Here is a 21,820-nt window from a genome sequence, read left to right on the forward strand (position 1 = left end):
CGTGTCACAAAGCATGCCAGCCCCAGTGATCGAAGATCCACGGGGAGGGCCAATCCAGATAAAGCTTGGCGAAGGCCGGCGCGGACCGCGGCTGGCCCGCGGAGCATGCCAGCCGCCAGGCGCCATCCTGGTCTCTGGCGACCGGGGCCTCGCCCCAACGCCAGTCACGGACGCCGGATGGGGTGGCCAGCATCAGCCGGAGCCAGGGGCGCAGCACGGCCGGTGGCCGCCAGGGCAATGGCACATCGCCTGAAACGGCAGTGGCAGGCAGATAGCGCTCCGCTTGCAGCGCCAGGCGCCGCATGCGCCTGCCACTGAGCACCATTTGCGTGCGGTGCTCCTCCAGAGCCTGGGACTTGTGCCGCTGCTGATCGGCCTGGGCATCGATTCGGATTGGGTAACGCCCTCCGTCGGCCGCACCGTGGACGGGATAGGCCAGCAGCATCGGGAGCGGGCCCGGGCCATCCAAGGCCAGGCGGCACAGGACGTGTGCCGCGCCATGATCGGGGTGGCGGTCGTCCAGCGCCGGACAGCACATCACATCGGGCGCAAAGGCCTGCACCTGAGCACGGATCGCCGCTACCGAGCCGGGGCCGCCGTCGCGTAGACGGTGCGTAATGCCCATGTCCGGCCAGCCCAGCGGGTGCATCGCGGCAGCGGGCAGGCCCAACCGCGCGATCGCCTGCCCGGCTTCGGCCCGGCGGCGCAGGCCCCAGCGTTGACGCGCCGCGTCGTCGATGCGCAGGCGGCGCTCGACGAAACGCTGCGGCCAGGGGTTGTTGTCCCCGTCGGTCAGCAGCAAGAGCCGGACCGCGCCGCCAGCGGCCAGCACTTGTTGAATGAGCAGTCCACAACCGATGGTTTCGTCATCCGGATGCGGCGCCACCACCAGCAGGCGGGTCCGCGCGGAAACGGACAACGACTGCATCAGCGCCAGCGCCCCAGCAACTCCAGCAACAACAGATCGCCGCGCAATGGCCCACGCAGTGCTTCGCGCGTGCGGTTTGCCGCGTCGTACCAGGCGGCCAGACCTTCGGCATCGAGCGCGCTGGAAAGCGGACCGGTTTGCGTCGCCGCACGAGCGCGCATTTCGTCCGCCACGGCCTGCCCGGCAAACCACAGTCGCTGCTCGGGCGCCTGGTCGAGCCAGCGCTTCCCCACTTCCACGGCGTCGCCGCGTCCGGCGGCAAGCGCCGCCAGGTCCTTGCGCACTTCCTGCCGCTGGGCCAACGCGCCCTCTTGTGCCCAGATGCGAGCAAGCCCGGGGTTGCCACCGGCCGCGGCCAGCGCGCCAGCGGCGTCGTTGACACCGACGCTCTGCAACCAGGCGAGCGAATCGGCCGCCGCGGGCATTTGAAAATCGATGCGCTGGCAGCGGCTGCGAATGGTCGCCGGCATCCGCCAGGGTTCGTCGGCGAGCAGTACCAGCATGGTCTGCGAGGCGGGTTCTTCCAGCGTCTTGAGCAGCGCATTGGCCGCCGCCGCATTCATCGCGTCGGCCGGATCGATGCTGGCGATCTGCCAACCCCCAAACTGGCTGGATGTGGCCAAGCGGGCGGACAGTTCGCGAATCTGATCGACCACGATTTCCGAACGCTGCACGCCATCCTTGCGCAGGCCGTAGCTCAGCGATACGTAATCGGGATGCGTACCGGCGTCGATCAGCAAGCAACTGCGGCAGGCACCGCAGGCATCGCCGCCGGACGGGTGCTGGCACAACAGCCCGCGCACGAAGCGTCGCAGGAAATCGCGCTTGCCCAGGCCGCGCGGCCCACACAGCAACAACGCATGTGGCAGTGCCTGGCGCTCTCGGCGCGCCTGCAGGCGGCTCCAGAGATCGCCATGCCAGGGCGGGATGCTCATGCGTGCACCTTCAACACATGTGCCAGGGCGGCGGTGGCCGCGCCAAGCACGTCCTCGGCCGGCAGGCTGGCATCGATCACGCGCCAGCGTTGGGGCTCGGCGTCAGCCAGGTCGCGATAGGCCTGGCGCACGCGCTCGAAGAAAGCATCGGCCTCGGTTTCAATGCGGTCGGCCGCGCCCCGGCCGGCGGCGCGCTTACGGCCGGTGGCCACGGGCAGGTCCAGCAGCAGGGTCAGGTCGGGCTTCAGGCCCGCGCACGCCCAGGCTTCCAGCTGCGCAATGCGCTCCTGCGGCTGGCCGCGCCCGGCGCCCTGGTAGGCGTAGCTGGCATCCACGTAGCGATCGCACAGCACCCAATGCCCGCTTTCCAGCGCCGGCAGGATGCGTTCGCGTACCAATTGCGCGCGCGCGGCGAACATCAGCAGCAATTCGCTTTCCGCGCAGATATGAGGATGCGCCGGGTCCAGCACGATCGAACGAATGGCCTCGCCCAATGGGGTACCGCCCGGTTCGCGCACCTGCAACAGCTCGATGCCCTGCCGCAACAGGTAATCACGCAGTCCGGCCAGCAAGGTGCTCTTGCCGGCGCCTTCGCCGCCTTCCAGCGTGATGAATCGTCCTCGCTTGGTCATTGGCAATGCTTCAGCTGGTAACAGGCCACGTTGCGATTTTGCTGTTGGAGCGTGTCGGCAAAGATATGCGTGCCATTGCCCTTGGCGACAAAGTACAGCGACGTGCCGGCGGCCGGATGCAACACCGCTTCGATGGCCGGCTTGCCGGGCATCGCGATCGGCGTGGGCGGCAGGCCGGGCCGCGTATAGGTGTTGTAGGGCGTATCGGTGGTGAGATCGCTTTTGTGGATGGTGCCGGCGTAGCTGGCACCCATGCCGTAGATCACGGTGGGGTCGGTTTGCAGCAGCATGTTTTTCTGCAGGCGGCGGATGAACACGCCGGCAACCTGCGGGCGTTCGTCGGCACGACCGGTTTCTTTTTCAACGATGGAAGCGAGGATCAGCGCATCGTAGGGCGTCGCCAACGGCACGCTGGGATCGCGCTGCGCCCACAGCGTGTCGAGCGTCTTGGTCATGGCGGCATGCGCGCGGCGCAGCACGTCCAGATCGCTGTCGCCCTTCACGTAAGCATAGGTTTCGGGCAGAAACCAACCTTCGGGTTTCTGGCCGGGCGCGCCGATCTTCTGCATGATCGTGGCGTCATCCATGCCGGTGGTTTCGTGCTGCAGCTTGTCGGCTTTCGCCAGCGCCTGCAGCACGTCGCGGAATGTCCATCCATCGACGATGGTGACGTCGCGCTGCAGCACCCTGCCCTGCGCCATGTCGGTCAGCAGCTGTGCCGGCGTGATGCCGGGAGCGAGGGCGTATTCGCCCGCATGCAAACGCCCCGCCACACGCATGCGCTCGGCGAGCAGGCGCCAGTAGAACGGCGACGCCGTGCTCAAGCCCTGCGCGCGCAATTGATGCACGATGTCCTTGAAACTGGTGCCCTTGCCGATTTCCACGCTTTCGCCCGCCGCGTCAACACGCAGCGGCTTGACGCCAAAGCGCGAGAAGTCGCGCCAGAACCAGGTGGCGGCACAGACGAACGCCAGCAGTAGGATCAACAGGATCAGGCGCCACGACGCACGCCCATGGTTTGCAACGCCTACATTCATGCCAGCTCCATCGGAAAACCCAGATCGCGCCAGTGCCCCTGCACCGCGCGGGTAACCGGGCCGGGAGCGTACACGGTATCGCCCACGGCCTGAACCGGCAGAATGCCGCGAACGCTGGAACTGAGGAAGAGCTCGGAGGCATCCAGGCATTCGCACAGCGGCAGATCGCGGACCTCGACGCTGCCGAGAAAGTCCAGCACGGCCGCGCGCGCCACGCCCGCCACGCCGCAGCGATCCAGCGCCGGGGTCACGGGCACGCCATCGATCACGGCAAAAAGATTGGCCGACGTCGCCGATATGGCATGGCCGTGCCGGTCGCAAACCAGGCCTTCGGCCAGCCTGGGATCGCTCCACTCCGCCCGCGCCAGCACCTGCTCAAGCCGGTTCAGGTGCTTGATGCCGGCCAGCAGCGGTTGATCGGCGAGCGTGGTGCTGCATCGGTACATGCCGATACCATCGCGGTAACGCTGCGCAGGCAGCACGGGTACGGCAAACGCGCCGACGATGCGCGTTGCCATCGGCCGGGATGGCGGCGCGTAACCGCGCTCGCCCTCGCCACGGGTCACGGTGATACGCACCACCGCGTGGCCGAGATCGGCCCTGGCCTGTTGTGCCTCATCGAGCAATTGCCGCGCATCCGGGCACGGAATGCCCAGGCGCTGGCAACCGGAAAGCAGACGCTGCATGTGACGCTGCCACAGCGGCGCCGTGCCGCCAACGAAGCGGATCGTTTCGAACAAACCGTCGCCGTAGGCCAACCCGCGATCAAGCGCCGATACGCTTTGCGCAGGCTGGCCGTTGACCAGCATCATCAACCGGCCGCTCCGAGCGCGCGCAACATGCCGCGGGCCTTGGCGCGGGTTTCTTCCAGTTCTTTCGATGCGACGGAGTCGGCCACGATCCCGGCACCGGCACGCAAGCTTGCGTGTCGGCCTTGCAGCGTAAGCGTGCGGATAAGGATATTGAGATCCAGGTCGCCGTTGCGATCGAGATAGCCCAGCGCGCCGGTGTAGGCGCCGCGCGGAGCGTCTTCGAGCGCAGCGATGATTTCCATGCAGCGCACCTTGGGGCAGCCGGTGATGGTGCCGCCGGGAAACGTAGCCGCGATGACCTGGCCCGGCGTCACGCCGTCGCGCAATCGTCCACGCACGTTCGAGACGATGTGGTGCACGTGCGCATAGGTTTCCACCACCATCAGCTCGTTCACCTCGACCGTGCCAGGACGGCAGACGCGACCCAGATCGTTGCGTTCGAGGTCGATCAGCATCACATGCTCGGCGCGCTCCTTGGGATGTGCGCTAAGTTCGCGGATGCGCGCGAGGTCGTCATCGCCGGCCAGGCGCGGTTGCGTGCCGGCGATCGGACGCGTCTGCGCGATACCGCGCCGCACTTCGACCAGGCGCTCGGGCGAGGAGCTGACGATGGCCCAGTCGTTTTGCTGCAGCAAGCCGGCGAACGGCGCCGGATTGGCGCGACGCAGCGCCGAGTAGAGACTCGCGGTCGATGGCGCCTGGGCAAAACGCGCACGCCAGGCGCGGGAGAGATTGGCCTGAAACACGTCCCCGGCATGCAGATGCTCGTGCACGCGCGCCACACCATCGAGAAACAACGAGGGATCGTCTTCCTCGATCGCCTCAGGCATGGCCAAGGGCGCAATGACCGGCTCGGCACCGAGGTCGGCCTCCATCGCATCCAGCAGTGCCGCATGCCCGTCTTCGGCCACCAGTACGGTTCGCTCGTGCAGATGATCGACGATGATCGCTGCCGGGCAGCGCAACGCCAGCGCGACAGGCAACCCTTCCCCGTGACGCAACCGCAGGGACGGCTCGATTTCGGCCGCCAGCTCGTAGGCCAGCAGCAACACCCAGCCGCCATGGAACGGCAGGCCATCATCGGCATGCGGCGGCAAACGCTGCGCGCGCCAGGTCGTATCCAGCGCATCGAGAAACCGGCCCTGCTGGATGCGCCCCTGGGCATCGCGCACGTGGCCATCCGCGGCAAGCGTCAGCGAGTCTTGCGCAAACGCGAACAAAATGTCGTAACGCGCCTGCGCGCTGCCGCGTGTCACGCTCTCCAGCAACGCCGGATAGCGAGGCGCAAAAGCAGCGGCCGGCGCGAGAAGATCGCGCCGGCCGGCTAGCGTGCGGGTCAGGCAGGGCACTAGATGCGGCGGAATGCGAGCGTGCCGTTGGTACCGCCAAAACCGAACGAATTGGAGATGGCGATGTCGATCTTCGCTTCGCGCGCCGTGTGCGGCACGAAATCGAGGTCGCAGCCTTCGCCTGGTTCGTCGAGGTTGATGGTGGGCGGCAGCACCTGGTCGCGCATGGCGAGGATGGTGAAGATCGCCTCGACGCCACCTGCCGCACCCAGCAGATGCCCGGTGGTCGATTTGGTCGAACTGATCGCCAGCTTGTAGGCGTGATCGCCGAACACACGCTTGGCGGCCAGCACCTCGCCGAGGTCGCCTAGCGGCGTGGAGGTGCCGTGCGCGTTGATGTACTGCACGTCGGTGGGATTGATGCCGCCGTCGCGCAGCGTGTTTTCCATGCAGCGCGCCGCACCTTCACCACCTTCGCTGGGCGCCGTGATGTGGTACGCGTCGCCGCTCATGCCGAAGCCGACCAGCTCGGCATAAATACGCGCGCCGCGTGCCTTGGCGTGTTCGTATTCCTCCAGCATCAGCACGCCGGCACCGTCGGAGAGCACGAAGCCGTCACGGTCCTTGTCCCACGGACGGCTGGCTTTGTGCGGCTCGTCGTTGCGGGTGGACATTGCCTTGGCCGAGCAGAAGCCCGCCATGGCCGTGCCAGTGGTGGAGAATTCGGCGCCGCCGGCGATCATCGCGTCAGCATCGCCGTACTGGATCATGCGCGCGGCCAGGCCGATGTTGTGGGTGGCCGTCGTGCATGCGGTGACGCATGCGATGTTCGGGCCCTTCAGGCCGAACATGATCGACAGGTGCCCGGAAACCATGTTGATGATCGAGCTGGGCACGAAGAACGGCGACACGCGGCGCGGCCCCTTCTCGTGCAGTTCGATGGCGGTGTCTTCGATGGTGTTCAGCCCACCGATGCCCGCGCCCACCGCCACGCCGATGCGCGGCGCGTTCGCTTCCGTTACTTCCAGGCCCGAATCACGCAGGGCCTGCGTGCCTGCAGCGACACCGTAGTGGATGAACGGATCCATCTTCTTGACGTCCTTGGGCGGCATCCATTGCACCGGATCGAAACCGCGCACCTGGCCCGCGATGCGGGTGGCATAGGTGGTGGCATCGAAATGCGTGACCGGACCGATGCCGCTGACGCCCTTGAGGATGTTGTCCCAGGCGGTGGCGATGTCGTTGCCGACCGGCGAAATGATGCCCATGCCGGTCACTACCACTCGTCGTTTGCTCATGGATCTGTTTCCTTGCTGGTTCGGGAAAGATCAGCCGCCAGGCATCACCCTCCGATGCACGCCGACCACGCACACCATACGGGATCGGACGTTACATATTGCAGAAACGAAAACTGCGCCCTGATGGCGCAGCTTCCGGTATCGCTACGTGGAACATGGGACGCGCCGAGCGTCGCCGCCACGAGGATCATTCCTTGGTGTGGGCCCTGATGTAATCGACGGCCTGCTGCACGGTGGTGATCTTCTCGGCGTCCTCGTCGGGGATTTCGGTTTCGAATTCCTCTTCCAGCGCCATCACCAGTTCGACCGTGTCCAGCGAATCCGCGCCCAGATCGTCCACGAACGAAGCGTTCGCCGTGACCTCATCTTCCTTCACGCCCAGCTGCTCGACGACGATTTTCTTGACGCGTTCTTCGATGGTGCTCATGTTGCCTTTACCTCCCAAGGGGAAATTGTCCGTCTTGCCTGGCTTTTGGCCGGCAAAGTCTGCGGCATTGTAGTGGCTAAGCCGCGAAGCCGCCAATTATATGCCAGGGAATGCCCGCCGCCACAGCCCCGCACCGGTGCGAAGGCGCCGATTGTCACCTAAAACGGCCGCCGTGACGACTTTTTCATCTCACCCGGCCCCGATCGACCGGAATTTCAAACAGCGGCTTGAAAGCCGCCTCGCATACGGGACAGGAACTTGTGCCTGCCCCGGCGCTTTCAAGGCATGTACATGCCGCCGTTGACGTGCAAAGTCTCGCCGGTGATATAGCCGGCCGCCGGCGAGGCGAGGAAACCCACTGCCTTGGCGATGTCGGAAGCTTCGCCCAGGCGGCCCAGGGCGATCTGGCCCAGCAGCGCCTGCTTGGATTCTTCGGGCAGGCCGCGGGTCATGTCGGTGTCGATGAAACCGGGCGCGACCACGTTCACGGTGATGCCGCGCGAGCCGATCTCGCGCGCCAGCGACTTGGAGAACGCAATGATGCCCGCCTTCGCCGCGGCGTAGTTGGCCTGGCCGGGATTGCCGGTCAGCCCGATCACCGATGCGATCGAAATGATGCGGCCCTTGCGCGCCTTCATCATGCCGCGCATCACCGCCTTGGAGAGGCGGTAGACCGACGTGAGGTTGGTATCGAGGATGGCTTGCCAGTCCTCGTCGCGCATGCGCATCAGCAACTGGTCGCGCGTGATGCCGGCGTTATTGACCAGGATCGACACACCAGCGAACTGCTTGGCGATCTCATCGATCAGCGCATCGACAGCGGCAGGATCGGTGACGTTGAGGACACGCCCATGGCCGCCATGCGCCGCGAGGCGATCGCCGATCGCCGCAGCGCCCGATTCGCTGGTGGCGGTGCCGATGACGGTCGCGCCCATGGCGGCAAGTTCATCGGCAATGGCGGCACCGATACCACGGCTGGCGCCGGTCACCAGTGCGACTTCACCTTGCAGTGTGCTCATTCTTCGATTTCCTTGGATTGAAGCGAGATGCGAAACGTAAGTCAGATCCATTCGCCGCGCACGGCGTCCAGCTCGGCCGGCGTGCCGATGGCGCGCGCCTCGACGCTCTTGTCGATGCGCTTGATCAAGCCCGCCAGCACTTTGCCCGGACCGCATTCGGCCACGCGCGTCGCGCCGCCGGCAACCAGCGTTTGCACGCATTGCGTCCAACGCACCGGCAAATACAACTGGCGCTGCAGGGCGCCGCGGATATCGTCAAGCGATGCGTAGCTGCGCCCCTCGGCGTTCTGCACCACCGGAATGGACGGCAATTGCCATGCGATGGAAGCCATGCGCTCACCGAGCTTGTCGGCCGCCTCGCGCATCAGCGCGCAATGCGAGGGTACGGAAACGGCAAGCTTTACGGCCTTCTTTACGCCCAATTCGGCCAGCCTGGCCAGGGCGCGGTCCACCGCCTCGGCGTGGCCGGCGATCACCAGCTGGCCAGGCGAATTGAAATTGGCCGGAGCCACCACCTGCCCTTGCGCCACTTCGGCGCAGACGGCGGCGATCTGTTCGTCATCGCCGCCAAGAATCGCCGCCATGGCGCCGACGCCTGCGGGTACGGCCGCCTGCATGAGGCGTCCGCGCTCGGCGACCAGGGCCGCGGCATCATGCAGCGACAAGGCGTGTGCACACACCAGCGCGCTGTATTCGCCCAGGCTGTGTCCGGACAGCTGCGCCGGCGTGGCGCCGCCGAGCTTTTGCCACACGCGCCATACGGCCACGCTGGCCGCGAGTAATGCCGGCTGGGTATTCTCGGTACGATGAAGCTGCTCTTCCGGCCCCTGCTGGCTCAAGGCCCAGAGATCGACGCCGGCACCTTGCGAGGCTTCATCGAACGTCGCCCTCACATCGCCGTGGACCGCGGCCAGTTCGGACAGCATGCCGACCGATTGCGAACCCTGGCCCGGAAATACGAAAGCTAGCGAAGCGGAACTCATGGCGAGAAAGATTCCCACTCGGTTAAAAATGCAATGGTGCCAGCATCGGCGCGCATACGCAGCCGTATTCGTGAAAAAGCTCTTCCCTAACCGTCCGGCACCAAGGCCTGCGCGTGCCGGCGGCTACGCTACGTCAAGGGACTTGGCGCCAAACACGAACGACGCCGTAACAATCTTGCCGGCGCGCACCTGATAGATGCAGACCAGCTCGATCCGCCCGGGTCCTTCGGGAAACGTACGCGTAACGCTTTCGTGATCGATCACCATCTCTCCCAACACCACGCGTTTGAGCAGGCTCGCATGCAGATTGGGTTCGGCGAAACGCGGTTCGGCGCGGGCACGGATGTCCTCGTGCCCGTGGGCCAGCAACGTGTCGGGGTATTCAAACTGGCGCGCATCCGGTGCGTAGCTGTCCAGCCATGCATCCAAATTGCGCGCGTTATACGCGTCCAGCTGGCGCTGGACGACGTGTTCGGGCGCATCGATATCGCGCATGGGCCGCGACATCGACTCAATAGCGCAGCAGTGCCGACGCCCAGGTGAACCCGCCGCCAAAGGCTTCCAGCAGCAGATTCTGGCCACGCTTCACCTTGCCCGAGCGCACGGCGCTGTCCAGCGCCAGCGGCACCGAGCCGGAGGAGGTGTTGGCATGTTTGTCGACGGTCACGATAACCTGCTCCATCGGCATGTTCAGGCGCTTGGCCGTCGCTTCGATGATGCGCAGGTTGGCCTGGTGCGGAATCAGCCAGTCCAGCTGGGATGCTTCCATGCCGGCGGCGGAAAGGGTTTCCTCGACCAGCGAATCGAGCGTCTTCACGGCCACCTTGAACACTTCGCGGCCGGACATGCGGATACGCACGCCGTGATTGGGTTCGTCCTTGAAGCCGACCGACACGCCGACCGGGTTATACAGCAGGTCCTTGTAGGCGCCGTCGGCATGCAGGCAGGTGGCATAGATGCCCGGCTCGCTGGAGGCTTCCAGCACCACCGCGCCCGCGCCATCGCCGAACAGCACGCAGGTTTCGCGTTCGTTCCAGTCGACCATGCGCGTCAGCGTTTCGGCGCCGATCACCAGCACTTTTTTCGACTGGCCGCTGCGGATGAATTTGTCGGCGATGCCCAGCGCGTAGACGAAGCCCGAGCATGCGGCATTGACGTCAAAGGCCGCGCAGCCGTTCACGCCGAGGCGGTGCTGCACCAGACAGGCGGTGGACGGAAAAATGATGTCGGGCGTGGTCGTGCCCAGCACGATCAGGTCGATCTCGGAGGCTTTCACGCCCGCCGCATCGAGCGCACGCTGCGCGGCGAGCGTGGAGAGATCGCCGGTGGTCTCGCCCTCGGCGGCCACGTGGCGCTGACGGATGCCGGTGCGGGCATTGATCCATTCGTCGCTGGTATCGACGAATTTTTCCAGGTCGGCGTTGGTCAGGACGCGCTCGGGCAGCGCACTGCCGGTACCCATGATGCGGGAGTAGAACTGTGCCATTGATTATCCATCAGCAAGCGAAGGTGCGTCGCGCCATCCGCCTTGCGGGTGACCGGGCACGCTGGAACGCAACGTTACGTTGCCGGAAGCCGGAACGCAAAGCGGCGCGTCACCGCGCCGCCATGCGAAACCCTACTCCCAAGCCCTTGGGGGCTCCCCGGGGGGCTCAGTCTTCCTCGACCACCGCAACGTTGGTGTCGATCACCTTCTTGCCGCGGTAGTAGCCATCGGCCGTCACATGGTGACGACGATGCACTTCGCCGCTGGTCGGATCGGTGGCCAGCTGCACGGTGCTCAGCTTGTCGTGCGAGCGACGCATGCCGCGGGTGGACGGGGTCTTGCGGCTCTTTTGAACGGCCATGGTGGTTCTCCAGCTCTTAAATCAGGTCTTCTTGAGTTCGCGCAACACCGCGAACGGGTTATTGGGGCGCTCTTGGGCGGGAGTCTCCTCCGCCGGCGGGCGTGTTATTTCTTCGGGCAGCTCGCTGTCCGGATTGACCGGCACCAGCGGCAGCGCCAACAGCAATTCGTCCTCGATCACATCGATCGGGTTGAGCTTGTCGTCCTCGGCGATCAGCAGCGGCTCGCATCCCGCCGGCAACGCGGCTTCCTCGCGCTCGGAACGGATCAGGCCCAGCCGACTGTCCACCGTGACCGGCATGACGAACGGTTCGAGCGAACGCTGGCAAACCAGCCACAAAGGCGCCTGAACCCGAACGTCGACGTATGCCGTGCCGTACGCGTCCCGACCGAAATCGAGCTCGTACGACGCCAAACCTGCATCATCCGCCAGCACCTCGCACAGGCGAGGCATTGCGGCGATGGGCAGTGATCCCTGAAACGAACGCCGCGCCGAAACCATGCGCCAAGCGTCCACGGACTCTGGCAGTGTCGCGGACATAACCGGGAAATAGTAAATTTTCAGAGAGTTGAAGTCAACTGAACCGGGGCGGTGCGGCCACGCCCCGCCCGGTTTCTTTCGGCGACCGCCCAGCTTTGCCTGATTCAGGCACATACGGCAGACTGAGCGTCACTTCAGCCTGGGCCGCCCCTGCCGTGGACATCTACCTGACGCTCGGCGTGGCCCTCGTAGTCATTCTAGCGGCGGCGGCGCTGACCGGCGCCATCCTGTCTCGCCGGCTGGCAAGACGGTCAGCCAGCCTGCGCCATTTGATGGATGTGGCCGACCAGTTGGAGATCGACCTGAAATCCTGCCGGGCGCGCCTGCAGCAGGCCCATGCGGTGATGTCGCTCAACCCCGACCTGCCCGCCGCCAGCGAGCAGGAAGCCGATCATGCCGTCGAGGCCGGCCTGCGCGCGCTGCTGCAGCAACGCCTGTGGATACGCGACCACGCCACGGCCGCCACCCAGCGCGAGCTGGACGCCGCCGCCCAGTCCATGGACCAGACCCGGGAGCGGCTGCGCCCGCTGCTGCAGGCCCTGGGCCAGGCCCAAAGCGAGCTGGACAGCGCCATGCGCGAGCACATCCGGCAAGATTCCACGCCGTGACCGCCTTGCTGGTGCTTGGCTCCACCTCCCGCTATCGCGGCGAACTGCTGCGCCGCCTCGGGCTGGAGTTCGAAACCCAGGCACCGGGCACCGAAGAAACACCGATCGCCGGCGAAACACCGCCTGTGCGGGCGATGCGATTGGCCATCGCCAAGGCCGCCGATGCGGGGAAAGGCTACCCGGACGCGGTGGTGATCGGTTCCGACCAGGTCGCCGAGCTCGACGGCGTACTGCTGGAAAAACCCGGCACGGTGGAACGCGCCCACGCGCAGCTTTGCGCCTGCTCGGGCCGCACGGTGCAATTTCACACGGCCGTATGCGTGCTGGACACCCGCAATGGCCAACGCCACACGCACCTTGACCTCACCCAGGTGCACTTTCGCGCGCTCCACGCCCAAGAGATCGAACGCTATATCGAACGCGAGCAGCCACTGGACTGTGCCGGCAGCTTCAAGTGCGAAGGACTGGGCATCAGCCTGTTCGAACGCATCGAAAACAGCGACCCGAGCGCACTGGTCGGCCTGCCGCTGATCGCGCTGGCCCGCTTGTTGCGCGATGCGGGCCTGCGCATTCCATGACTAGCGCTGCGCAGCCTGCGCGTCGCGCAAGGCGACGCACGCATCGGCACGATCGGCGTCCGGCTGCGCAACCGACGCGATCGTGCCGCGATAGAACGACACACGCTTGCGATCATCGAACAGGCTGATGCGCTGCACTGCCTGCAAATGCGCTACGCGCGCGCACAGCGAGCCAAGCCATGCGGCACGCCCGCGCTCGCGCAGCGCGTAATCGTCGACCGCCAGCACGACCGGCGCGCCCGCATGCAGGCGGCGCAAGGCCGTTTCGTCCGTGCCCCATAGCGCCACTTGCGGCGCGCGCCCGTAGCGTGCGTTCAATGGGCTGTCGAGCGTGTAGACCTCGCGCTTGCCATCGAACTGGAAATCAAGTTCCGCGGCCAACATGAAATTGTCCGCAACCAGCACCGCTGGCTGCTGCGCCAGGAGCGCTTTGGCGACATCGGCGCTTTCGCGCCAGCCGATGACGCTGGTCGGAACGATGCGTGCCGCCCCCAGCCAGCGCGCAGTGCCCGCGGACGATGCCAGGCCGAAATAGACCAGGCCCGCGGTGATCGCAAGGAAAGCCAGCGCCGCCCCGGCGAGCGTCACCGTTCGCCAGGTTCGTCCGACCCCCGGTTCATGCAGCAATGCCGGCAACGCCGCCAGCAGCGGCAGATATCCCGGCAGCGGCCAGTGCACGCGGAAGCGCTGATCGTCGGCGAACAGACCCGCCACGAAATAAACCACGATGAAGCTCAGCGACACCAGCGCAATCACATCCCAGGGGCCGCTGCCACGACGGCGCCAGCTGTGCCATGCCGCCCACAGCAGCGCCGCATAAAGCAGCGGCGTGCAGGTCAGGGCTTGTTCCAGCGGCTGTACCAGTGTGTCGGCGTGGAAGCGCCATGGATTGCGTTCGATCAACTGAAAGCTCAGGCCCGCGCCATGCAATTGCCAGTTGGCGACCAGCAGCGGAATCAGGCCCAAACCAGCCACCGCCATCGCCAGCCAGAACCCGCTCCGCGCCCACTGCAGGCGTCCCCGGGGCGTAAGCAGCAGCAACAGCAGGCCCGCGATCATGAACATCGCCGCGCGGTAGTGGCTCATCCAGCACACGGCAAGCGCCGCCCCCAGCAGCAGCCAGTCGCACCGGCGGTTTTCATCCATGGCCTTGAGCACAGCCAGCATCGCGACCGCGCCGCCCACGGTCAGCGGCACATCGGGCACCGCCATCACCCCGAGACTGCCCGCCAGCGGCAGGCACAGGCAAAGCAAGCCCGCCTGCCAGCCCACACGTGCGCCGAAGGCGCGACGCCCGAACGCCACCACTACCCAAGGCAGCGCACTGCCAAGCAGCAGGAACGGCCAGCGCATGCCCAGCGTACCGTGCCCGGCCAGGCTCTCGCCCAAGCGGATCAGCCAGGCCGTAAGGGGTGGCAGGTCGCTATATCCCCAGGCCAGATGCCGGCTTTCCTGCCAGTAAAACGCCTCGTCGCCGAAGGGCGGCATGAGCACGGCGAGCACCAGCTTCACCACCAACAGAAAGACAAACGCCGTGACGAATGCCGCTCGCCAGCGCCCGATGCCGGCGACTACACTGGCGTCATTGCCCATCTTTAGTCCTTGCCTTACACAAACTCATGTCAGCCATCACTCCGCTTCGTGATGAAAACCTGCAGCAGCGTCTGCACGCCGCCGTAACGCAGGTCAACCGCGTACTGCTCGGCAAGGCGCGTCAAGTCAAACTGGCCTTTACGTGCCTGATCGCCGGCGGCCACCTGCTGCTGGAAGACGTGCCGGGCGTGGGCAAAACCACGCTGGCGCACGCACTTGCGGCAAGCTTCGCACTCGATTTCCAGCGCGTGCAGTTCACCAGCGACCTGCTGCCCTCGGACATTATCGGGGTCAGCATGTACGAGCGCGAGACGGGGCAGTTTCGTTTTCATCCCGGCCCCGTCTTCGCGGGCCTGCTGCTGGCCGACGAAATCAACCGTGCCACGCCGAAAACGCAAAGCGCACTGCTTGAGGCCATGGCCGAGCATCAGGTGACGGTGGATGGCCAGACACATATCTTGCCCGAACCGTTTTTTGTGGTCGCCACGCAGAATCCGCTGGACCTGGCCGGCACATTCCCCCTGCCCGATTCGCAACTGGACCGCTTCATGTTGCGCGTGTCGCTGGACTATCCCGACGCCACCGCCGAACGCGAACTGCTGACCGGCACTGACCGGCGCGACCTGCTGACGCGGCTTTCGCCGCAATTGGACGCCGCAAGCCTCACGTCCCTGCATCGCCAAGTGCAAAACATCACCGCCAGCCCGGCCTTGCTCGATTACCTGCAAGCCTTGCTGACCGCCAGCCGCAGGCATCCGGAAGTGCGCGTGGGCCTGTCGCCGCGCGCCGGCCTTTCCTTGCTGGCGGCGGCGCGCGCATGGGCGCTGCTCAGCGATCGCGGGCACGTACTGCCTGAAGATATCCAGGCATTGTTTGTGCCACTGGCCGGGCATCGCCTGGTCGCCACGCGTGGCGCCAACGGCGACACGCTGGCGCGCACCCTGCTGAGCGAAGTCGCCGTCGACTGATGCAAGCCCAGCTGCAGCACCTGCAAGCATGGGCCGAGCGCCGGCTGCCGGCGCTCACGCGCCACCGCCAGCCCGAGGAACTGCCGATCCATCTGCATCGGCGGCGCATCTACATCGTGCCCACCGGCTTTGGCCTGGCGTTCACCGTGTTGCTGCTGGTGATGCTGGTCGGCAGCCTCAACTATGCCAACAACGCCGCGCTGTTGCTTACCTGTTTGCTCGGCGCATCCACCGCGATCAGCATGCTGGTCGCGTTTCGCACGCTCAACGGGTTGAACGTGCACAGCGTGCGCGCCGGACACGCCACCGCCGGACACCCGATCGATGTGATTTTCGACATGCAAGCCACGCGGCTGCGGCAGGCGGTAAGACTGGACATCGACCGAAGCAGCGTCGCCTTCGACGTGCAAGGCCGCATCGACGTGCGCGTGAGCATTCCCACCGAACATCGCGGCTGGCTCACGCTGCCGCGCTTTCGCATCTGGACCACCTGGCCGATGGGGCTGTTCCGCGCATGGACCTGGTCGCGCCCGAACGTGGCCGTCTTGGTCTGGCCAAGACCGGAGATATCAGGACCACCGCCAACCCTGCCTGATATCGACAGCCGCCGGCAGCGGCTGCATCGCGGGGAGGATTTGGCGTCCCTGCGCGATTACCGCAGTGGCGATTCGATGCGGCACGTGGCGTGGAAAGCCAGCGCGCGCCATGAAACCCTGCTCGTGAAAGATTACGAGCAACCCCAGGCCCGTCAGGAATGGCGGCTGGACTGGCGGCATATACACGGCCTGGACGACGAATCGCGCATCGCGCGACTGGCCCGCTGGCTTGGCGAGGCTCAGTTGCAGGGGCGTCCGTGCAGCCTGTGGCTGCCGGACCAATCCATCGAACTGGGCAGCGGCCCGGCTCACTATGCGCGCTGCATGAGCGCACTGGCCTTGCTGCCATGATCGGCGCCGGGCATCTCTTGCACGCTCGCAGCGTGCCTGAGCAGGTAAGCCATCGCAGCTTCGACTTGATGTGCATGGCCGCCGCGTTCGTATTGGCCGTCCATGCCGGCCATCTGCCGTGGTGGCTGAGCGCGGCGCTGGCCATGGCGCTGGCCTTGCGCTGGTGGCAGCGCCGGGAACGTCCCGCACGGGTACCCGGGTGGTTGAAAGTACCGATGCTGCTGATCCTGGTGGCTGCCGTGGTACTGAACTACGGCAATATCTTCGGCCGCGAACCGGGCTCGGCGCTGGCCGCCGGATTGCTGGTCCTCAAGCTGACCGAAAGCGAATCGCCGCGCGACGCGCGCGTCGCCGCCGCGTTCGCCTGTTTCCTGTTGATGGCTGCGCTGCTGTTTGGGCAAGGCCTTATGGCAACGGCCGTGGTGGCGCTTGGGCTGCTGCCGGCCATGGCCACCTGGCAATCGCTGGAGCCCACGCAAGTACCTACCAAGCTGTCGCGCCAGCTGTTGCCGGCCCTGGTATTGCTGATCGCATCGCTGCCGGTGACGATCATGTCGTTCGTGCTCGTGCCGCGGCTGAGTTCGCCGCTGTGGGGTACGTCCAATGGGCAGACGGCGCGCACGGGCCTCAGCGACCAGATGTCGCCGAGCGACTTCAGCCAGTTGCTTACCGACGACAGCCCCGCCATGCGGGTCACCTTCGACGGCGCACCACCGCCGAACGCGCAGCGCTACTTTCGCGCTTATGTGATGTGGGATTACGACGGCAAGAGCTGGTCGCGCGCGGATATGCCGGTCGTGGACGCGCTCGCCATGCAGTCGGCGGGGGACATCGGCTACCAGGTCAACCTGGAACCCACGCATCAGCACATACTGCCGATGCTCGATCTTCCCCTTCAGGCTCCCGCTCAATCGCATATGCATGCGGACGGCGAAGTATTGGCCGACAAGCCGGTCAATGACCTGCGTCAATACGCGGCCCGCTCGGCAATGCGTTACCGGCTGGACACTGAACTGGATCCGGCCCTGCGCGCACGCGCGCTGGCGCTTCCGGCAGGCTTCGATCCGCGCACGCATGCCTGGGCGGCCCAGTTGCGGCAACGCTTCGGCAGCAATGAGGCGGGTATCGTCTCGGCGGTGCTGCACCGGTTCCACGATGGCGGCTTCAGTTACACCTTGCTGCCGGCGCCATTGGGGCGCGATGCCGTGGATGACTTTCTGTTCAATACGCGCGAAGGATTTTGCGAACACTACGCATCGTCCTTCACCGTGGTGATGCGCGCGGCGGGTATTCCGGCGCGGGTAGTCACCGGTTACCAGGGCGGCTTCTGGAACTCCCTGGGCCAGTACCTGCTGGTGCGCGATTCGGACGCGCATGCCTGGAGCGAAGTATGGCTGGCGGGGCGGGGCTGGGTACGTATCGACCCCACCGCGGCGGTGCGACCTCAGCGGGTCAGTCTCGGCGCGGCGAGCGCGGCGGCGGGCCAGATGCCTTGGTATCAATCGGGGCTGCTCGAATCGATGCGCAATCAATGGGACATCGTCAACCGAATGTGGAACCAAGGCGTTATCGGTTTCGACGCATTGCGCCAACGCGGACTGCTGACTCCCTTCGGCGTTCGCGACGCGGACGCCAGCATGTTGACAAGGCTGCTGGCCGTGGGCATCGCGTTGTTTGGCGTGGTTGGCCTGTCGTGGGCGCTATGGCGTCGGCCGGAGGGTGATCCTGCCCTCGCGGCCATGCGTGCGCTGGAGCGCAAGCTTGCCCGGGCGGGAGTCGCTCGCGGGCGCAGCGAAGGGCCGCGCAATTATCTTCGCCGCGCCATCCGCGCACTGCCGGGACAACGTGTGGAACTGGATCAGTTGATGAGGTGCTATATCGAGCTGCGCTACGCCACCATCGAACCTTCACCCCAATCTTTGCGCGCGTTCCGGCAGGCAGTACGGAATTTCCAGCCGCACCGCGTGGTCTAAACACAGCGCGACGCTGTAGCATGCAACCGCCCACGATGGAGAAAAACCTTATGTCTCCCCTCTTACGAATTTTCAGCCTCGCAGCGGCCACCGCCCTGTTGGCCGCCTGCGCCACGGTGCCACAGCCGCTGCAGGGCAACTACGCACCCAATGTCACCTCGCTTACCGCTCAGCAGGGCAATGCCAGCGGCACGCAGGTGCGCTGGGGCGGCGAAATCATCAGCACCGAGCCCGGGCAGCAATCGACCTGCTTCTACGTGCTGAGCCGTCCTCTGGATAGCCAGGCCCGCCCGACGCGCACCGGCAACAACGACAGCCAAGGCCGTTTCGTAGCCTGCCGTGCGGGTTTCTATGATCCGGAGGTGTTTGCGCGCGGCCGTGAAATTACCGTCACCGGTACGATTCAAGGCACGATGACGCGCAAGGTCGGCGATTACAACTACAGCTACCCGCGCGTGGAAGCCAACGTCGTCTACCTGTGGCCCAAGCGGCCGGTGGGTTACTACGGCTACCCCTACTACGGTCCGGGCTGGTATGACCCGTTCTGGGGGCCGTACTGGGGTGGTCCCTGGGGCTGGGGCGGTTATTGGGGTTGGGGCGGCGGCTGGTACGCACCTCGCGTCATCGTCGTGCGCCACCGCTGATCGTCCGAACAAGGCTCACAAAAACGCCGGCATCCGCCGGCGTTTTTCATGCGCGAACAGTCAAGCCCGCAATCAGCCCGGCGGCCAGGTCATCCTGCGCCCAGCGAGCAGATGCACGTGCAGATGGAATACGGTCTGTCCGCCATGTTCATTGCAGTTGACGACCGTGCGGTAGCCGTCTTTGTCCACGCCTTCTTGCTTGGCATAGTCGGCCGCGGCCAATAGAAGCTTGCCGAGCAACGATGCATCGGCCGGCTCCGCATCGTTCAGGGTCGCAATCGGCCGCTTCGGCACGAACAGCACATGCACCGGCGCCTGCGGATTGAGATCGCGGAAGGCCAGAACGTCGTCGGTTTCATAAACGATGTCGGCCGGAATTTCGCGGCGGATGATCTTGCCGAAAATGGTGTCGCCCATGAGTAGTTCCTTCGCTATATGCATCCGCCCGGGATGGCACGATCCAGCCCATGTCCATCGCATCGGCTCGGGCAACTGGCACCGTTGCGCCGAATAAATTACCTCATCTTGCATCGCCGACATACCTGGCAGCCGTCGATTCATCCATGGATAAACCGCGCATGCCGCGCAAGCTCGCGGCGAAACGACCCTCCCTCTTGGGCCAGCCCGGCAAATAACCGGCCACTCACGCTCCCCGGCTCGATGCGCTGCGGTATGCCCATCATCCGTCCATATAGTCCTGCACCACCGTGGGAAAACTACTTCCGGAACACTGTCAGCCAACCAGATCTTCATGTCGAAGCTTATTTGGCGCGCAAACCATGACCAATGACCGGAGGCCATCGCGCAGGAAGCAAGACGCCTTCCATTCGCCGCACTACAGAAAGCCGGCTCATCCCTCGTTGGCGAACACCATGGCACGAGCAGACTGAAAAGACATGGACGGCGCAGGCGCCAGTTGCCGGCGCCGCCACGAGGCTGACCCAACGCTCGCATACAGGAAGAACCTATGCATATCGCGCGCAACGATTCCCGATACATGCCCTCGTCCGCCACGCAAGAAGCGCTTCCTCCGTACGCATCGCCCGCCGGCTCCGCGCCTGCCGCGAGCCCTCCCTACAGACACGCGCCGCCACACGTTGGACAAACGCATCCGCTCATCACGCCTGCAAATCCATTTGCATATTCTTTCGACGGCACGCAGCCGGCGGCGATGTCTCCTTGTAGCGTTGACTATTCAAGGGTCAGGCACCAAGGCGTACCTGGCAAACCAGCGGCGGCTACGCCTCCTGGTAGCGCAGCCCATCCCAAAATCAGGCGTCAAGGCGGGCCTTCCGATCAATCAAGCATGCCCAGCAAGCCAAAAGAACCGACCTGGAGCGACGTCAATTACAGGCGCGAACGCCTGAACGACTTCATCAACGGCTCCGGCAGCGCTCGTGCGAACTTTGCCAGCGCCTATGACGCAATGAGGCAACGCAGATATTCAGATATGTTCTGGGACAGTTATCAAGGCATCAGCGGCGCGATGCGCGCATTGCGCGGGGCGTTTGGGTACAACAGCGCACTGGCCAGCCAAGCCGGCCAGCAAGACAACGCCAAGGCCTGGAAGATGGCCGAGCAAAACATCAACACCGCGCACCGCGCGCTTGATCTGGTGGCAAGCCCTCTAAGCAGCTTCCGGGACCTTGCCCAAACTCTTTCCGACCCATCCAGTACGCGTACACAAAAATTCCGCGCCATCGCCGACTATTTCGATAACCTGGGTCAAACCATAGGCTTGGCCATTCCCAAGCTGGATCGCCGCAGCGGCGATACCTTGTTGAAAACATTCGGCGATGGCATGTACACCCTGTTCGCTACAAAGTATTACGCGCGTCAAACGTTCGAAGGTCTTTACGACGCGGTCAACACACTGAACACCGACCGCAAGGCTGCTGCCAAAGCAGCGCTGGGCGCGACGCAAAGCGCGCTTACCGGCGCCCAGGCAGTGGCGGAGTTTTCGGCTGAGGTACTCGATTTATTGGGGGACGACCTACCCGCTGGCCGGCTTCACCAGTTTGCCGCGCAACTGAAAAGACAGGCTGATGAGATGTACAAGGTCTCGGCGCAATTGCTGGGCGCCATGAACGTGGTCGACAGCAGCGTCATCGCGGTCAACCAGCTGTAAAAAGGCTGGGCGCGCGGCGCCCGAGGCAATCCGCTATTCCACGGACTGCCTGCTGCCGAAGGCATGCGCCAGCGTCCCGCGATCGACGTATTCCAGTTCGCCGCCCAGCGGTACGCCGTGCGCCAGCCGGGTCGGCCTGATCCCGGCGGCACGCGCCAGTTGCGCCAGGTAGTGCGCGGTAGCCTCGCCTTCCACGGTGGGATTGGTGGCCAGGATCAATTCCTCGACCTCGCCCTCGGCGAGCCGTTCGGCCAGCAGTCCCAGGCCCAGTTCCTCCGGCCCCAGGCCATCCAGCGGCGACAGGCGTCCCATCAGCACGAAGTACTGGCCGCGATAGCCCGTGGCCTGCTCGATGGCGGCAAGGTCAGTGGGGGATTCGACCACGCACAACGCATGCCGATCGCGGCTGCCGCTGGCGCAGATCGCGCACACGTCGGCTTCGCTGAAATTGCGGCAGCGCGTGCAATGGCCGATCTTCTGCATCGCTTGCTGCAACACCGCCGCCAGCTTAAGGCCGCGCTCGCGTTCGCGCTCCAGCAGATGAAACGCCATGCGTTGCGCGCTCTTGCCGCCCACGCCGGGTAAACAGCGCAGGGCTTCGATAAGCTCGTTGAGAAGTGGCGAACTGCTCATG

At 65.2% G+C, this 21,820-nt stretch carries 24 protein-coding genes; 7 read left to right on the plus strand and 17 right to left on the minus strand.

Annotation, left to right across the window (positions count from 1 at the left end):
- Positions 1-4: 4 nt before the first annotated feature.
- The 14 genes from VME63_RS14190 to VME63_RS14255 all read right to left on the minus strand — a co-directional run bounded on the left by VME63_RS14190 (position 5) and on the right by VME63_RS14255 (position 11,708).
- Positions 5-928 carry a PIG-L family deacetylase gene (locus VME63_RS14190; RefSeq protein WP_325434004.1) on the minus strand — a complete coding sequence of 308 codons (924 nt, stop codon included), beginning with the start codon at positions 926-928 and terminating at the stop codon, positions 5-7.
- Positions 928-1,863, minus strand: a complete 936-nt coding sequence (holB, locus tag VME63_RS14195; RefSeq protein ID WP_325434005.1) for a DNA polymerase III subunit delta' — start codon at positions 1,861-1,863, stop codon at positions 928-930. The genes VME63_RS14190 and holB overlap by 1 nt, the downstream gene beginning before the upstream one ends.
- Complete coding sequence (gene tmk, locus VME63_RS14200) at positions 1,860-2,495, minus strand: dTMP kinase (RefSeq protein ID WP_325434006.1); 636 nt, start codon at positions 2,493-2,495, stop codon at positions 1,860-1,862. Before tmk ends, holB begins: the two co-directional genes overlap by 4 nt.
- Positions 2,492-3,532 carry an endolytic transglycosylase MltG gene (mltG, locus tag VME63_RS14205; RefSeq protein WP_325434007.1) on the minus strand — a complete coding sequence of 347 codons (1,041 nt, stop codon included), beginning with the start codon at positions 3,530-3,532 and terminating at the stop codon, positions 2,492-2,494. The genes tmk and mltG overlap by 4 nt, the downstream gene beginning before the upstream one ends.
- Positions 3,529-4,344, minus strand: a complete 816-nt coding sequence (pabC, locus tag VME63_RS14210) for an aminodeoxychorismate lyase (RefSeq protein ID WP_325434008.1) — start codon at positions 4,342-4,344, stop codon at positions 3,529-3,531. The genes mltG and pabC overlap by 4 nt, the downstream gene beginning before the upstream one ends.
- Complete coding sequence (locus VME63_RS14215; protein WP_414648269.1) at positions 4,344-5,693, minus strand: aminodeoxychorismate synthase component I; 1,350 nt, start codon at positions 5,691-5,693, stop codon at positions 4,344-4,346. Before VME63_RS14215 ends, pabC begins: the two co-directional genes overlap by 1 nt.
- The gene (gene fabF, locus VME63_RS14220; protein WP_325434009.1) at positions 5,693-6,931 is read right to left on the minus strand and encodes a beta-ketoacyl-ACP synthase II; all 1,239 of its coding nucleotides are present in this window, start codon (positions 6,929-6,931) and stop codon (positions 5,693-5,695) included. The genes VME63_RS14215 and fabF overlap by 1 nt, the downstream gene beginning before the upstream one ends.
- A gap of 187 nt (positions 6,932-7,118) precedes the next feature.
- A complete protein-coding gene (gene acpP, locus VME63_RS14225) occupies positions 7,119-7,358 on the minus strand; it encodes an acyl carrier protein (protein ID WP_115476787.1) in 240 nt (79 codons plus the stop codon).
- Positions 7,359-7,636: 278 nt separating this feature from the next.
- Positions 7,637-8,377, minus strand: a complete 741-nt coding sequence (gene fabG, locus VME63_RS14230) for a 3-oxoacyl-ACP reductase FabG (protein ID WP_325434010.1) — start codon at positions 8,375-8,377, stop codon at positions 7,637-7,639.
- A 41-nt stretch (positions 8,378-8,418) separates the two neighbouring features.
- Positions 8,419-9,360 carry an ACP S-malonyltransferase gene (gene fabD / locus VME63_RS14235; protein WP_325434011.1) on the minus strand — a complete coding sequence of 314 codons (942 nt, stop codon included), beginning with the start codon at positions 9,358-9,360 and terminating at the stop codon, positions 8,419-8,421.
- A gap of 123 nt (positions 9,361-9,483) precedes the next feature.
- Positions 9,484-9,855, minus strand: coding sequence for a nuclear transport factor 2 family protein (locus VME63_RS14240; protein ID WP_325434012.1), 372 nt, complete (start codon positions 9,853-9,855; stop codon positions 9,484-9,486).
- A gap of 16 nt (positions 9,856-9,871) precedes the next feature.
- Positions 9,872-10,846, minus strand: a complete 975-nt coding sequence (locus VME63_RS14245; RefSeq protein WP_325434013.1) for a beta-ketoacyl-ACP synthase III — start codon at positions 10,844-10,846, stop codon at positions 9,872-9,874.
- A 166-nt stretch (positions 10,847-11,012) separates the two neighbouring features.
- Positions 11,013-11,207, minus strand: coding sequence for a 50S ribosomal protein L32 (gene rpmF / locus VME63_RS14250; RefSeq protein ID WP_325434014.1), 195 nt, complete (start codon positions 11,205-11,207; stop codon positions 11,013-11,015).
- Between the two features lie 21 nt (positions 11,208-11,228).
- Positions 11,229-11,708: a YceD family protein gene (locus tag VME63_RS14255; protein ID WP_325434015.1), complete on the minus strand. Its 480-nt coding sequence runs from the start codon at positions 11,706-11,708 to the stop codon at positions 11,229-11,231.
- 194 nt (positions 11,709-11,902) lie between these two features.
- On the opposite strand from VME63_RS14255, the gene VME63_RS14260 reads away from it, so the two are divergent.
- Together VME63_RS14260 and VME63_RS14265 are read left to right on the plus strand one after the other, a co-directional pair.
- Positions 11,903-12,355: a hypothetical protein gene (locus VME63_RS14260; RefSeq protein ID WP_325434016.1), complete on the plus strand. Its 453-nt coding sequence runs from the start codon at positions 11,903-11,905 to the stop codon at positions 12,353-12,355.
- Positions 12,352-12,933, plus strand: coding sequence for a Maf family protein (locus VME63_RS14265; RefSeq protein ID WP_325434017.1), 582 nt, complete (start codon positions 12,352-12,354; stop codon positions 12,931-12,933). The genes VME63_RS14260 and VME63_RS14265 overlap by 4 nt, the downstream gene beginning before the upstream one ends.
- Here the strand turns inward: VME63_RS14265 and VME63_RS14270 are convergent, their stop codons facing one another.
- The gene (locus tag VME63_RS14270) at positions 12,934-14,526 is read right to left on the minus strand and encodes a glycosyltransferase family 39 protein (RefSeq protein WP_325434018.1); all 1,593 of its coding nucleotides are present in this window, start codon (positions 14,524-14,526) and stop codon (positions 12,934-12,936) included.
- A 26-nt stretch (positions 14,527-14,552) separates the two neighbouring features.
- On the opposite strand from VME63_RS14270, the gene VME63_RS14275 reads away from it, so the two are divergent.
- Genes VME63_RS14275 through VME63_RS14290 form a run of 4 tightly spaced genes read left to right on the plus strand, consistent with a single transcriptional unit; the run spans position 14,553 to position 19,058 of the window.
- Positions 14,553-15,494, plus strand: a complete 942-nt coding sequence (locus VME63_RS14275; protein WP_325434019.1) for an AAA family ATPase — start codon at positions 14,553-14,555, stop codon at positions 15,492-15,494.
- A complete protein-coding gene (locus VME63_RS14280; RefSeq protein ID WP_325434020.1) occupies positions 15,494-16,441 on the plus strand; it encodes a DUF58 domain-containing protein in 948 nt (315 codons plus the stop codon). The genes VME63_RS14275 and VME63_RS14280 overlap by 1 nt, the downstream gene beginning before the upstream one ends.
- Before the next feature lie 32 nt (positions 16,442-16,473).
- Complete coding sequence (locus tag VME63_RS14285) at positions 16,474-18,414, plus strand: DUF3488 and transglutaminase-like domain-containing protein (RefSeq protein WP_325434021.1); 1,941 nt, start codon at positions 16,474-16,476, stop codon at positions 18,412-18,414.
- Between the two features lie 50 nt (positions 18,415-18,464).
- Entirely contained in the window at positions 18,465-19,058 is a 594-nt protein-coding gene (locus VME63_RS14290) for a Slp family lipoprotein (RefSeq protein ID WP_325434022.1), read from the plus strand.
- Between the two features lie 72 nt (positions 19,059-19,130).
- Here the strand turns inward: VME63_RS14290 and VME63_RS14295 are convergent, their stop codons facing one another.
- On the minus strand, positions 19,131-19,475 hold the full coding sequence (locus VME63_RS14295) for a histidine triad nucleotide-binding protein (protein ID WP_325434141.1): 345 nt from the start codon (positions 19,473-19,475) through the stop codon (positions 19,131-19,133).
- Positions 19,476-20,364: 889 nt separating this feature from the next.
- Between VME63_RS14295 and VME63_RS14300 the strand changes: the two genes are divergently transcribed.
- Positions 20,365-21,186 (plus strand): hypothetical protein, encoded by an 822-nt coding sequence (locus VME63_RS14300; protein WP_325434023.1) that lies wholly within the window; start codon positions 20,365-20,367, stop codon positions 21,184-21,186.
- A gap of 33 nt (positions 21,187-21,219) precedes the next feature.
- Here the strand turns inward: VME63_RS14300 and recR are convergent, their stop codons facing one another.
- Positions 21,220-21,819, minus strand: a complete 600-nt coding sequence (recR, locus tag VME63_RS14305) for a recombination mediator RecR (RefSeq protein WP_325434024.1) — start codon at positions 21,817-21,819, stop codon at positions 21,220-21,222.
- Position 21,820 lies beyond the last annotated feature (1 nt).

The sequence above is a fragment of the Dyella sp. genome, assembly GCF_035503745.1.
Lineage (GTDB): Bacteria > Pseudomonadota > Gammaproteobacteria > Xanthomonadales > Rhodanobacteraceae > Dyella_B.

Coding starts and splice junctions, on each gene's coding strand:
- VME63_RS14300 (WP_325434023.1), top strand. CDS start 20,365: ATGCCCAGCAAGCCAAAAGAACCGACCTGGAGCGACGTCAATTACAGG.
- rpmF (WP_325434014.1), bottom strand. CDS start 11,207: ATGGCCGTTCAAAAGAGCCGCAAGACCCCGTCCACCCGCGGCATGCGT.
- VME63_RS14245 (WP_325434013.1), bottom strand. CDS start 10,846: ATGGCACAGTTCTACTCCCGCATCATGGGTACCGGCAGTGCGCTGCCC.
- fabD (WP_325434011.1), bottom strand. CDS start 9,360: ATGAGTTCCGCTTCGCTAGCTTTCGTATTTCCGGGCCAGGGTTCGCAA.
- mltG (WP_325434007.1), bottom strand. CDS start 3,532: ATGAATGTAGGCGTTGCAAACCATGGGCGTGCGTCGTGGCGCCTGATC.
- VME63_RS14290 (WP_325434022.1), top strand. CDS start 18,465: ATGTCTCCCCTCTTACGAATTTTCAGCCTCGCAGCGGCCACCGCCCTG.
- tmk (WP_325434006.1), bottom strand. CDS start 2,495: ATGACCAAGCGAGGACGATTCATCACGCTGGAAGGCGGCGAAGGCGCC.
- VME63_RS14280 (WP_325434020.1), top strand. CDS start 15,494: ATGCAAGCCCAGCTGCAGCACCTGCAAGCATGGGCCGAGCGCCGGCTG.
- holB (WP_325434005.1), bottom strand. CDS start 1,863: ATGAGCATCCCGCCCTGGCATGGCGATCTCTGGAGCCGCCTGCAGGCG.
- acpP (WP_115476787.1), bottom strand. CDS start 7,358: ATGAGCACCATCGAAGAACGCGTCAAGAAAATCGTCGTCGAGCAGCTG.
- VME63_RS14190 (WP_325434004.1), bottom strand. CDS start 928: ATGCAGTCGTTGTCCGTTTCCGCGCGGACCCGCCTGCTGGTGGTGGCG.
- recR (WP_325434024.1), bottom strand. CDS start 21,819: ATGAGCAGTTCGCCACTTCTCAACGAGCTTATCGAAGCCCTGCGCTGT.
- VME63_RS14240 (WP_325434012.1), bottom strand. CDS start 9,855: ATGCGCGATATCGATGCGCCCGAACACGTCGTCCAGCGCCAGCTGGAC.
- VME63_RS14255 (WP_325434015.1), bottom strand. CDS start 11,708: ATGGTTTCGGCGCGGCGTTCGTTTCAGGGATCACTGCCCATCGCCGCA.
- VME63_RS14275 (WP_325434019.1), top strand. CDS start 14,553: ATGTCAGCCATCACTCCGCTTCGTGATGAAAACCTGCAGCAGCGTCTG.
- fabF (WP_325434009.1), bottom strand. CDS start 6,931: ATGAGCAAACGACGAGTGGTAGTGACCGGCATGGGCATCATTTCGCCG.
- VME63_RS14295 (WP_325434141.1), bottom strand. CDS start 19,475: ATGGGCGACACCATTTTCGGCAAGATCATCCGCCGCGAAATTCCGGCC.
- pabC (WP_325434008.1), bottom strand. CDS start 4,344: ATGATGCTGGTCAACGGCCAGCCTGCGCAAAGCGTATCGGCGCTTGAT.
- VME63_RS14270 (WP_325434018.1), bottom strand. CDS start 14,526: ATGGGCAATGACGCCAGTGTAGTCGCCGGCATCGGGCGCTGGCGAGCG.
- fabG (WP_325434010.1), bottom strand. CDS start 8,377: ATGAGCACACTGCAAGGTGAAGTCGCACTGGTGACCGGCGCCAGCCGT.